Here is an 11,815-nt window from a genome sequence, read left to right on the forward strand (position 1 = left end):
CGTCGCCGGTCGGGGCGAAAGGGGGTGGGGATGGCGTCGATCCGAGAGGTGGCCGCGCGAGTCAGGGCGGCGTGCGAGAAGGGCAGGCAGGCGCGGTCCGCTCTCGAACGGGCGGAAGACCTGGCCGAGGAAGCCCACGACGAACTGGCGCGGACGCTGACGGGTTCCACCGATCCGGACGTGGACCCGATGTTGGCGTCGTTCCTGGCGGTGAAGGACGGGTGCAAGGGATACCTGTGGCCGCTGCTCAACGAAGCCGTGAAAGCCGCCGACAGCTACGCGAACCGCCTGGCGGCCGAGGGCTCCCGAAACCCGGACCCGGCCGCTCGGCATCCGCCGCAGCCACCCACAGCGCAGCCACCGCATCAGCCCCCGACCCGTCAGACCGAACCCGATGATCCATTCGTCATCCCGCCCGAGCGCATCGAGCAGCTACGGCGAGAACTGCCCCCGCCCGTTGTGCCCAACACCGGGCAGAAAACACACGGGTGGTGGATCGGCCCGGATGGCCAGGCCCGGCACATCGTCAGCGAACGGGACTGGCGTTCCAAGCTCGTGAATGAACAACTTGCCGAAAAGGGATGGGCGGATGGCACGGCTCGATCCGGTGATGTGGAAATAAGGCTGGCCGCAGACATGGCCGCGAACGGGATCAAGCGCGCTACCGTGGTGATCAACCACGTGGTGTGCAAAGGAAGGCTGAACTGTGACACGCTCGTGCCGATCCTTCTCCCGGAAGGGGCCACGCTGACCGTGTACGGGATCAACTCCAAAGGGATGCGCACCCGCACCCGCTACACAGGAGGAGCACAGCCATGGTGGAGCTAGAGGCTTGGTACGACGAGGAGCAGGACGATGCCGTGATCGTCAGGACCTCGGCCGAACTGGATGCCGTGTTGGACACCGTGGCCGGATGGGACGGTCGTGTCCTGGTAGACCTGTATGTGGCCGGAAACCCCGGTCGCGCGAACTTCAACGTGGGACTTCACGGACTGGCCGGACGGGGTGTGCTCTACTACGCCGGCAGCGGGCAGAAGTGGTTCAGCACGGAAACGCCCGACACCGATCTGAATTCCGACGGACGAATCCTGTACTACTACATGAACTCGGACACGGAGTACCCGGCTGATTCCGAGATAGCGCTGGACGTGGTGCGCCGTGCCGCCCACGAGTTCATGGGCACCGGAGGCGAGCGACCAACCGCTTCCGCTTGGCGGATCGCCCCGGACTGGTGGTGAATCCACGACCCTGTCGTATCCGCCGACACGTCTCCGGGCCACGTGCCGAACATGACCGACGCGTCAACGGCCGTCGACACCCCAGCCGAGCCGGACGCCGAAACCGAGTGGCAACCGGGCTGGAACCAGCCACTCGGCCGGGGGCCACGGGAGAAGGGCTGTGGAGCACGTGTGCGGAATAGCGGTGTGACAGGAGTCATCGGAACGGTGGGCGAGCGCCGGCCAACCGGTATGTGACCACAGCACTGGACAACCCCCAGGACACCGTCTACTCCGCCGTCACCACCAAGATCGTGAACGGCCTCGGTGAGGCCTCCTGACGCGCGGGGCCGCCCTCACCCGGGGGCGGCCCCGCGTCTCGCACCGCGTCAGTGATCGTGGGCGGCGAGCAGCTCGTCGAACGGACGGAGCGAGGTGGCGTCGATCCGAGAGGTGGCCGCGCGAGTCCGGGCCGCGTGCGAGAAGGGCAGGCAGGCGCGGTCCGCTCTCGAACGGGCGGAAGACCTGGCCGAGGAAGCCCACGACGAACTGGCGCGGACGCTGACGGGTTCCACCGATCCGGACGTGGACCCGATGTTGGCGTCGTTCCTGGCGGTGAAGGACGGGTGCAAGGGATACCTGTGGCCGCTGCTCAACGAGGCCGTGAAAACCGCCGAGGGCTACGCGGACCACCTGACGACCGAAAGCGCCCCTTCCCCGGCGCAGCCACCGCAACGGCCACCTACCCGCCAGGCCGAACCGACCGACCCACCGGTCATCCCGCCCGAACGCATCGAGCGACTGCGGCGCGAACTACCCCCGACCGTGGTGCCCAACACCGGCCACAAGACACATGGTCGGTGGATAGGCCCCGATGGCACCGCTCAACCGATCATCAGCGGGCGGGACGAGCACGCCAAAGCTGCGGACGCCCGACTCAAGGGCATGGGCATACCCGGCCCCGCCGCGAAAACAGCGGACGTGGAGATCAAGCTGGCGGCCCGCATGGTCGAGGAAGGCATTCGGCACGTCACGGTCATCATCAACAACATTCCCTGTGTCGGACGGTTCGGCTGCGACACCCTCGTGCCGATCCTCCTCCCGGAGGGGGCCACACTGACCGTGCACGGCACGACCGAAAAAGGCGAACGGTTCCGCAAGCGATACACAGGAGGTGCCCGCCCGTGGTGGCGCTAGAAGCATGGTTCGACCGAAACGCCGAAGGGCCCACCATCGTGCACACCCCGGCCGAACTGGATGCCGTGTTGGACACGGTGGTGACGTGGAACGCTCCCATCACCGTCCAACTGCTGACCGCCGAAGATCCTGGTCACGTGCTGTTGGACGTCGGTCTGGACGCCAGGACCGGGCGTGGAGTCCTCTACTACTTCGGACCGGACAAGCCGGACGGCTGCATCAGCAAGGGGGACCGCACCGCCGAGCCACCCCCCATCTACTACTTCACCGGCTCGGATACCGAGTTCCCCGCAGACGCGGAAATCCCCTTGGCCGAAGCACGCCGGGCAGCGCACGAGTTCATGGACAACGGCGGCGGATGGCCTGACGGGATCGAGTGGCAACCGCGCTGGGACTGACCCGGTCGGCTCGCGAGTCGTCAGCACAGCCCGCGCGAGTCGTCGATTCAGAACCGCCGAGTTCGCCGTTCAGGCCCACGCTCAGTAGTCGTGCGCGGCGAGCAGTCGGCGCGTTCCGCGGATCTTCCGGTACGACTTCGGCTCTATCGGAACGGCGTGGCGAACGCGTTGAACGCCTTCCACGAAACCCGCCAGGGTGACGAGCCAATCGCGCTCATGACCTCTGACGCGCTCCCAGCAGGCATCGGGTCCGACCGACACGTCATGGACACACGAACGGGGCAAGGTGGTCGTGACGCTGCCCGAGCAGGGGCCGGCGAACCCGCCGCGCGTCGGCGGGATGGCGACGTGGGGCATGCGCAAGGACTGGAGTATGTGACAGGGGTCACCGGGACACCGGACGGGGCTGCGGCCAATCGGTACGTGACCACAGCACTGGACAAACCCCCGGACCTCCGCGGGCCCGACGTCACCGCCGCGTTCGCCGAGCTGTTCGACGCGCACGCCCGGCGGCTGCGCGGTTACCTGGCCGGCCGGGTCGGCGAGTCGGCGGCCGACGACCTGGTCGCCGAGACGTTCCTGGTGGCGCTGAAGCGGCGGCACAGCTACGACCCCGACCGCGCGCCCGTGAAGGGCTGGCTCTACGGGATCGCCACGAACCTCGTGCACGAGCACGTCCGCCGCGAGGCCAGGGGGCACCGGGCCCGGCTGCGGCTCGTCGGCAGGCCGGAACCCGACCACGGCGCCGCCGTCGCCGACCGCGTGGACGCCCAGCGCAGCACCGAGGTGCTGTCCCGCGCGCTCGCCGCGCTGCGCGACGAGGACCGGGACGCGCTGCTGCTCACCTCGTGGGCCGGGCTGACCCCGGCCGAGGTCGCCGCCGCGCTCGGCGAGAACGACAGCACCGTCCGCTCCCGGCTGCACCGGGTCCGCACCAGGCTCCAAGCCCTGCTCACCGAGGAGACCACCCGCGATGCGTGAACTCGACGACGCGCTCGACGAACTGAACCGCGACGCCCGCACGTCGGACGCCCCGCTGGACGCCGTGCGCGCCCGCGTGCTGGCCGCCGCCGCGGCCGAGTCGGCCGCCCCGAAGCGCCCCGCGTCCCGCCGCTGGTACCTGCCGGTCGCCGTCGCCGCGGCCGCCGCCCTGGTCACGGGCGTGGTGGCGGTGAACAACAGCGGCACCACCGTCGAGCAGGTCGCGGAACCGCTGACCACCGGCGTCACGGAGTCGGAGGTGCCGCCGGTCCGACTGCTGTCCGCGCGGGAGTACCTGACCATGGCGGCCGACGCGATCACCGCCGTCGACCAGCCGCTCGCGCCCGGCCAGTACCGCTACATCGCCGCGCACGAGTGGAACCAGCGCGGCGTGATGACCGGGTCGTCCGTCGACGACCCGAATCCGACGCCGGCCGGCTACGACTACCTGGTCGAGTCGCGCACCGAGACGTGGATTCCCCAGGACGTCACCCAGGAGTGGTTGAACCGGCGCACGCCGCTGGAGGGCGCGAAGTTCCTGGGCGGTTCGGTGCCGCAGTCGGAGGCCCCGCTGCCCGAGCCGGACGTGACCGCGAAGGGCGAGCGGCGCGGCAGGTGCGGCGACTTCTTCCCGAACTCGCAGCCGAGGAAGGTGTGCGGCGACCCGCAGGACTGGGACAACCCGGACTTCTACACGGGCCTCCCCCGCGACCCGCAGGCCCTCGCGCAGTGGCTGCGCGACGCCACCGCGCACCGCGGCGGCGCGCCGACCACGATGTTCCACTGGGCCGTGCAGCTGCTGCGCACCGGCCTGGTGCCCGCCGACCTGCGCTCCGCGCTCTACCGGGCGCTGGCGACGCTCGACGGCGTGACGGTGACCGACGGCAACGTGGTCCTGGACGGCCGCGTGGGCGTCGCCATCACCATCGAGAGCCCGGCCGAGCACCGCGAGCTGATCGTGGACCCGGCCACCGGCGACTTCATCGGCGAGCGCATCGTCGCCGGCCCGGAGCCGCACGACCCGTGGATCGCGCCCGGCACGGTGACCGGCCACTCCGCCATCACCACCAAGGTCGTGAACGCCCTGGGCGCGACCTCCTGACCGACCTCTCGGGGCCGACCCGACCGGGCCGGCCCCGAGAGTCCAACGTCCAGGACCCGAGAGTCCAACGTCCAGGACCCGAGAGTCCAGCGTCCAGGGCCCGAGAGTCCAACGCTCAAGTCCTCTGAGTTCTACGTTCGGGACCCGGGAGTTCTACGTTCAGGAGCCCGCACTCAGTGGTCGTGGGCGGCGAGCAGCTCGCGCGTCTCGCGGATCTTCCGGTACGACTTCGGCTCCGCCGGGGCGACAGCGGTCCTGGCCTGCGCGCCACCCGCCGAGCCCGGCGCGGCGGCCGGCTTCTCCGGGGTGAACAGCCAGATCCGGAACAGCTCGTCGAGCTGCCGGCCGGACACCCGCTCGGCGAGCGCGACGAAGTCCTCGATCGACGCGTCACCGTTGCGGTGCCCGGCGAGCCACTCCTTCAGCAGCCCGAAGAACGCCTCGTCGCCGATCTCGGCGCGCAGCGCGTGCACGGCCATAGCGCCCCGGTCGTACACGGCCCCGTCGAACTGGTTCGCCGCGCCCGGGTCGCCCGGCAGCACCGTCCAGAACGGGTCGTCGGCCGGGTACAGCGAGTAGAGGTAATCGGCGTTCTCCTGGGCCGTGCCCTCGCCGACGTGCTCCGACCACAGGAACTCGGCGTAGCTGGCGAAGCCCTCGTTCAGCCAGATGTCCCGCCAGCGCCGCACCGACACCGAGTCGCCGAACCACTGGTGCGCGACCTCGTGCGCGACGACGTAGGTGTTCGAGCCGCGCCGGAAGAACGCGGCGTCGTAGGTGGAGCGGGTCTGGTTCTCCAGCGCGAAGCCGATGCCGGGCGTCGCCACGCCGCCCTGCGCCTCGAACGGGTAGGGCCCGAAGGACTCCTCCAGGAACTCCGTCACCTCGGGCGTGCGCTCGATCGACGCCACCGACGCGCCGTGGTCCGCGCCCAGGCGCTCCGAGTAGGCGTTGAGGACCGGGCGGCCGGCGGCGTCCGTGGACTGGCGGATCTCGAACTGCCCGATCGCCACGAACGCCAGGTAGGTGGCCTGCGGCTGGGCGCTGCGGTAGCGCCAGCGGGTCCAGCCGTTGATCTGCTGGGTCGTGCCGCCGAACGTGCCGTTGGAGATCACCTCGACACCGCTCGGCACGGCCACCGACACGTCGAACGTGGCCTTGTCGGTCGGGTGGTTGTTGCTCGGGAACCACCACGGCGCGATGTCCGGCTGGTCGATCGCGAGCGCGCCGTCCGGGGTCCGCTTCCACGACGTGTAGCCGTCCACCGCGTGGCTCGACGGCACGTCGGAGTAGGTGACCACGATCGTCAGGGCGGTGCCCGCGCGCAGGGTGGCGCGCGGGTCGACCACGAGTTCGCCGCCCGCCTGCGTGAACCGCGCGACCTTGTTGTTGATCCGGACCGAACTCGCCTTCAGCAGGAAGTCCAGGTTGAACCGGGTGAGGTCCTGGGTGGTCTTGGCCAGGATCGTCGTGGTGCCGGAGAGGTTGTCGTTCGCCGGCTGGTAGTTGAGCCTGATGTCGTAGTGGGAAACGTCGTACCCGCCGTTGCCCGCACTCGGGTAGTACGGGTCGCCGATGCCCGGCGCTCCTGGTTGCGCCGCCGTCGCCGTGCCGGCGAGCAGCAGCAGGGACGCCGCGGTGGCGGTACCGAGGGTCAGCTTCGCTCTCAGGGACATGCCCGGCAAGCTAGCCCCGGTGTGGGGGGCGGCATACCCCCGTACGTAGGTTTCGGCTAGTGGAACGCCGTTGACACGGCGGCCTTCAACCGCGCGTGCAGAGTGCGCAATTCGTTCCGCTCCGCACGGATCTCGACGACTTTGATCCCGTCCGGACGGCCCAGTTCGCGCCGCAGGTGATCGGCGTCCAGCGCCCGCACGTGGGGCACGTGGTGCGCCGCGCACAGGGCCGCGAGGTCGACGCCGTGGGGCGTGCCGAAGACCCGCTCGAACGTCGCCGCGTGCTCCGGCGCGCCCTGCTCCAGCAGCGCGAAGATGCCGCCGCCGTCGTCGTTGAGCACCACGACGGTCAGGTCCGGCCGGGGCTCGCCGGGGCCGATGAGCAGGCCGTTGGCGTCGTGCAGGAACGTCAGGTCACCGATCAGCGCGACCGTCGGGCCGGCGGTCAGCGCGAGGCCGGCGGCCGTGGAGACGCTGCCGTCGATGCCGGCCACGCCGCGGTTGGCGAACGTGGTCACGTCCGGGCGGGGCGCGGCGACCAGGTCGACGTCGCGGACCGGGTTCGACGAGCCGAGGAACAGGTTCGCGCCCGCCGGCAGCGCCGCCACCACGTCGCGGGCCACGTGCAGGCCGGTCGGCCACGGCTGCCCGGCGAGCAGGTCGTCCACCACGTCGGACACCGCCTTGTCGGCGTGCTGCCACGAGGTGAGCCAGTCGTGGTCCACCTCGTGCTCGCCCAGCACCAGGTCGGTCGAGGTGTGCGTGGCGGCGAACTGCGGGTCCGGCCAGTCGAGGTCGCGGCTGAGCACGTGCACGACGGGGGTGCGGGCGATGAGCTTCAGCACACCCCTGGTCAGCGTGGGGCGGCCCACCACAACCAGGGCCTGGGGCTCCAGGTGCGCGGGGAGGTCGGAGTTGAGCAGCAGCGAGCCGTGGCGCAGGGCGAGGCCGGTGCCCTCGGTGGGTTCGGCGACGACCGGCCAGCCCGCGCGCTCGGCGAGGTCGGTGATGTCGAGGTCGCTGTCGCCGACGACCACGAGGGTGCGCGGGCCGAGGTGGTCGGCGGTGTGCAGCGAGGTGGTGGCGCGCTCGGCGACGCGGGTCCACGGGACGTCGAACGGGCGGCCGTCGAGGTCCTCGGGCCAGTCGTCGTCGCCGTCGGGCACCAGCGGGTCGCGGAACGGCACGTTGAGGTGCACCGGGCCCTGCTCGCGGGCCGTGGCGACGACGCGGCAGACCAGGGAGCGCCACAGGCCGTTCTGGCCGGTGCGGCGCTCGGCGATGGGGAACTGGAGGGTGTCCAGGCCGAACACCCGCTGCTGGTCCACGGTCTGGCTGGCGCCCGTGCGGTACAGCTCGACCGGGCGGTCGGCGGTGAGCGCGATGACGGGGACGTTCGCGTGCCGCGCCTCCAGCACCGCCGGGTGCAGGTTGGCCACCGCCGTGCCGGAGGTGCAGGTCACGGCCACCGGGCGACCGTCGCCGCGGGCCAGGCCCAGGGCGAGGAAGCCGGCCGTGCGCTCGTCGACGCGCACGTGGAGGGTGATCCGCCCGGCCACCGCCGCCTCGTGGAGGGCGAACGACAGCGGTGCGTTGCGCGATCCGGGGCTCAGCACGACGTGCCGGACGTCGTTGCGGATCAGCTCGTCGACGAGCACCCTGGCCTGCGCGGTGGACGGGTTCACCTGGACATTGTCCCCCAGTGCACGATGGGGTGACTCCCCTTGCTGAGTCGAACAGGTGTTCGAACAATGGGGACATGACCCGCTACCAGGCCCTCCCCGCCACCCGTCCACGCCGCAGGGCGGTCCCGTTCTCAGCTCCGGCTCGGGCTTATTGTCCCTGGCGTGGCAGACCAGGACGTTTCCGAGCTGTTCGACCCCACCCGCTGGAAGCGGGTCGAGGGCTTCGACTTCACCGACATCACCTATCACCGCGCGGTCGACCAGGGCACGGTGCGCATCGCGTTCAACCGGCCGGAGGTGCGCAATGCGTTCCGCCCGCACACGGTGGACGAGCTGTACCGCGCGCTGGACCACGCGCGGATGAGCTCGGACGTCGGCTGCGTGCTGCTGACCGGCAACGGGCCGTCCCCCCGTGACGGCGGGTGGGCGTTCTGCTCGGGCGGCGACCAGCGCATCCGCGGGCGCAGCGGCTACCAGTACGCCTCGGGTGAGACGTCCGACACCGTCGACCCGGCGCGGGCCGGCCGGCTGCACATCCTGGAGTGCCAGCGCCTGATCCGGTTCATGCCGAAGGTCGTGATCGCGGTCGTGCCGGGGTGGGCGGCCGGTGGCGGGCACAGCCTGCACGTGGTGTGCGATCTCACGCTGGCGAGCGCCGAGCAGGCGAAGTTCAAGCAGACGGACGCGGACGTGGGCAGCTTCGACGGCGGCTACGGCTCGGCGTACCTGGCACGGCAGGTCGGCCAGAAGTTCGCCCGGGAGATCTTCTTCCTGGGGCGCACCTACAGCGCCGACGACATGCACCGGATGGGCGCCGTCAACGCCGTGGTGCCGCACGCCGAGCTGGAGGCGACGGCGCTGGAGTGGGCGGCGGAGATCAACGGCAAGTCCCCGACCGCGCAGCGGATGCTGAAGTACGCGTTCAACCTGATCGACGACGGCCTGGTGGGTCAGCAGCTCTTCGCGGGCGAGACGACCCGCCTGGCCTACATGACCGACGAAGCCGTGGAGGGCCGTGACGCCTTCCTGGAGAAGCGGGAGCCCGACTGGTCCGATTACCCCTACCACTACTGAGCCGATGATCACCCTCACGGCACTCCGGGCCGCGCTGGCCCCCGCCCTCACCGCTCCGCACTCCCCCGCCGACACCCCGGGCGACGTCGGGCTGCCGCTGGTGGCCCAGCCCGGGGGCGGGCCGCTGCCCGCCCTCCGCGGCTGGGAGACCGGGGCCGCGGTGGCGGTGGGCACGTCCGGGTCCACCGGGACGCCCAAGGTCGTCCTGCTGTCCGCCGAGGCGTTGGTCACCTCGGCGCGGCTGACGCACGAGCGGCTCGGCGGGCCGGGCACGTGGCTGCTCGCGCTGCCCACCACGCACATCGCGGGCATCCAGGTGCTCGTGCGCTCGGTCGTGGCCGGCACCGAGCCGGGCGTGGTGGACCTCTCCGGCGGCTTCCGGGCGTCCGGGTTCGCCACCGCCGCGCAGGCCGTCCTGGCCTCGCCCGGACGGCGCTACACGGCGCTGGTCCCGACCCAGTTGGGTCGGCTCGTGGCCACCGAGGGCCCCGGGCTGGCGGCACTGCGGCAGTTCGACGCCGTGCTGCTCGGCGGGGCCGCCACGCCGCACGCGCTGCTGGAGCGGGCACGTCGGCTGGGCGTCCGCGTGGTCACCACCTACGGCATGAGCGAGACGTCCGGCGGGTGCGTCTACGACGGGCTGCCGCTCGACGGCGTCCACGTGCGGCTGGTCGACGGCCGGATCGAGGTCCGGGGACCGGTGCTGGCGCTCGGCTACCAGGGCGGCGAGCCGTTCGGCGAGTGGTTCCGCACGGGTGACCTGGGGCGCGTCCGGCCCGACGGCGTGCTGGAAGTCCTCGGCCGGGCCGACGACGTGATCATCAGCGGCGGCGAGAAGATCGCCCCGCTCCAGGTGGAGCGGGCGCTCGCCGCGCAGGCGGGGGTGCGCGAGGCGTGCGCGGTGCCGCTCGCCGACCCCGAATGGGGGCACGTGGTGGCGGCCGCGGTGGTCCCGGAGGATTTCGGGAACCCACCGGACGAGGCGGCGCTGCGCGCGGCGGTCGGGGAGGCGGTCGGCCGGTTCGCGATCCCGAAGCGGGTGGTCTTCGTGCGCGAACTGCCCCTGCGCGGCCCCGGCAAGGTCGATCGCCGGGCGGTCGCGAACTCCTTCGAGTGACTTTCTCGCAAGGTCGGTTCACGGTTGGTTGACAGGTAACCCTTCCGGGCGATTGGCTCGGCAGGCCGTGACACGCGGCCCTGCCGCGGTTCCCCCGCACCGCGTGTCCGGACGAGGAGTGCTGCGATGACCAGGCGCTACCTGTTCCCGCTCGCCCTCGCCACCGTCCTCACCGCAGGGCTGGCGACACCCGCCGCAGCCGCCGGTGACGCCGAGTGGCGAGCCGACCTGACCACCGTCGACGCTGATGACACCGGGGTCGGCGCGCACGACGGCGCGATACGCCTCGACCGGGCCGCGCCGACGCCCGCCAGCGCACGGGCCGCCGTGCGCACCGGGTTCCTCCTGCTCGAACCGCACGACCTGGGCGCACCGGCCAACGCCGTGGCCGCGACCGTCGAGAGCACCGTCCCGGCCGGCGCCGAGGTGGCGGTCGACGTGCGCGGCGCGCTCGGCGGCGACCGGTGGACCGAGTGGGTCGAGGCCCGCCCCGACGCGCCGGCCGTCCTGCCGCGGGCCGTCGGGACCGTGCAGGTGCGCGTCGCGCTGACCGCCGAGAAGGCCACGCCGGAGGTCCGGCGGCTCGACCTGCGGGCGTTCAGCGCGCCCGCGAGGACCGACGGCGTCACGGCCGAAGCCGCCGGCCTGTCCTACCGGGTGTACGCCACGCGCGAGGGCCTCGTCGGCGGCACCACCGCGAACGGCCACGTGATCGTGTCGCGCGACCACTTCGTCGCGCTGCCGTCCCGCCGGGGCCTGAGCGCCAAGGGCACCGGCACCTACAGCGTGCGGGTGTGCGCGTCGAACGGCCGCTGCGAGTGGGCCCCGGTGTGGGACGTCGGCCCGTGGAACACCAAGGACGACTACTGGAACCCGTCGGCCACCCGCGAGATGTGGAAGGACCTGCCCCAGGGCAAGCCGGAGGCCCAGGCCGCCTACGAGAACGGCTACAACGGCGGCAAGGACCAGTTCGGCCGCACGGTCGCCAACCCGGCGGGCATCGACCTGGCCGACGGCACCTTCTGGGATGGCCTGAAGCTGACCGACAACGCGTGGGTCACCGTCACCTACCAGTGGACCGGGTCCGGCCCGGCCGGGTTCGTCCGCACCGAGGCCCAGAACGGCACGGTGAACGTCCGCGGCGGCGCCACCTCGACGGCCTCGCAGGTGGGCATCGCCGCGAACTACGCGCAGGTCCGCGTCGAGTGCCAGGTCACCGGCCAGTCCGTGACGGGCACGCAGGGCACGTCGAACCTCTGGTACCGGATCGCGTCGGGCAAGTTCGTCGCCCGCGCCTACGTGTCGGGCGTCTCGGGCGCGACCGCCTGCTGACGGCGGGAACCACCCGGGAGCGGGTCCCCGTTCACC

Annotated in this window: 11 protein-coding genes; 9 read left to right on the forward strand and 2 right to left on the reverse strand. The window is 71.7% G+C overall.

Features of this window, described 5'->3' with window-relative positions:
- Nucleotides 1-30 precede the first annotated feature (30 nt).
- The 6 genes from J2S66_RS26585 (at nucleotide 31) to J2S66_RS26610 (ending at nucleotide 4,895) form a co-directional block, all read left to right on the forward strand.
- Nucleotides 31-828, forward strand: a complete 798-nt coding sequence (locus J2S66_RS26585; RefSeq protein ID WP_310310014.1) for a DddA-like double-stranded DNA deaminase toxin — start codon at nucleotides 31-33, stop codon at nucleotides 826-828.
- Nucleotides 816-1,238: an Imm1 family immunity protein gene (locus J2S66_RS26590; protein ID WP_310310015.1), complete on the forward strand. Its 423-nt coding sequence runs from the start codon at nucleotides 816-818 to the stop codon at nucleotides 1,236-1,238. Before J2S66_RS26585 ends, J2S66_RS26590 begins: the two co-directional genes overlap by 13 nt.
- A gap of 414 nt (nucleotides 1,239-1,652) precedes the next feature.
- A complete protein-coding gene (locus tag J2S66_RS26595; protein WP_310310016.1) occupies nucleotides 1,653-2,414 on the forward strand; it encodes a DddA-like double-stranded DNA deaminase toxin in 762 nt (253 codons plus the stop codon).
- Nucleotides 2,402-2,812: an Imm1 family immunity protein gene (locus J2S66_RS26600; protein ID WP_310310017.1), complete on the forward strand. Its 411-nt coding sequence runs from the start codon at nucleotides 2,402-2,404 to the stop codon at nucleotides 2,810-2,812. The genes J2S66_RS26595 and J2S66_RS26600 overlap by 13 nt, the downstream gene beginning before the upstream one ends.
- 423 nt (nucleotides 2,813-3,235) lie before the next feature.
- The gene (locus J2S66_RS26605; protein ID WP_310310018.1) at nucleotides 3,236-3,793 is read left to right on the forward strand and encodes an RNA polymerase sigma factor; all 558 of its coding nucleotides are present in this window, start codon (nucleotides 3,236-3,238) and stop codon (nucleotides 3,791-3,793) included.
- A complete protein-coding gene (locus J2S66_RS26610) occupies nucleotides 3,786-4,895 on the forward strand; it encodes a CU044_5270 family protein (protein ID WP_310310019.1) in 1,110 nt (369 codons plus the stop codon). Before J2S66_RS26605 ends, J2S66_RS26610 begins: the two co-directional genes overlap by 8 nt.
- 173 nt (nucleotides 4,896-5,068) lie before the next feature.
- Here J2S66_RS26610 and J2S66_RS26615 read toward each other — a convergent pair whose 3' ends face one another.
- Nucleotides 5,069-6,571 (reverse strand): M1 family metallopeptidase, encoded by a 1,503-nt coding sequence (locus J2S66_RS26615; protein ID WP_310310020.1) that lies wholly within the window; start codon nucleotides 6,569-6,571, stop codon nucleotides 5,069-5,071.
- Between the two features lie 56 nt (nucleotides 6,572-6,627).
- Entirely contained in the window at nucleotides 6,628-8,256 is a 1,629-nt protein-coding gene (gene menD, locus J2S66_RS26620) for a 2-succinyl-5-enolpyruvyl-6-hydroxy-3-cyclohexene-1-carboxylic-acid synthase (protein ID WP_310310021.1), read from the reverse strand.
- Nucleotides 8,257-8,418: 162 nt separating this feature from the next.
- On the opposite strand from menD, the gene J2S66_RS26625 reads away from it, so the two are divergent.
- The 3 genes from J2S66_RS26625 (at nucleotide 8,419) to J2S66_RS26635 (ending at nucleotide 11,779) form a co-directional block, all read left to right on the forward strand.
- The gene (locus J2S66_RS26625; RefSeq protein WP_310310022.1) at nucleotides 8,419-9,330 is read left to right on the forward strand and encodes a 1,4-dihydroxy-2-naphthoyl-CoA synthase; all 912 of its coding nucleotides are present in this window, start codon (nucleotides 8,419-8,421) and stop codon (nucleotides 9,328-9,330) included.
- Nucleotides 9,331-9,334: 4 nt separating this feature from the next.
- Nucleotides 9,335-10,447: an o-succinylbenzoate--CoA ligase gene (gene menE, locus J2S66_RS26630; RefSeq protein WP_310310023.1), complete on the forward strand. Its 1,113-nt coding sequence runs from the start codon at nucleotides 9,335-9,337 to the stop codon at nucleotides 10,445-10,447.
- Between the two features lie 126 nt (nucleotides 10,448-10,573).
- Complete coding sequence (locus J2S66_RS26635; RefSeq protein WP_310310024.1) at nucleotides 10,574-11,779, forward strand: DUF8814 domain-containing protein; 1,206 nt, start codon at nucleotides 10,574-10,576, stop codon at nucleotides 11,777-11,779.
- Nucleotides 11,780-11,815 lie beyond the last annotated feature (36 nt).

It is taken from the genome of Saccharothrix longispora (assembly GCF_031455225.1).
In the GTDB taxonomy this organism is placed as follows: domain Bacteria; phylum Actinomycetota; class Actinomycetes; order Mycobacteriales; family Pseudonocardiaceae; genus Actinosynnema; species Actinosynnema longispora.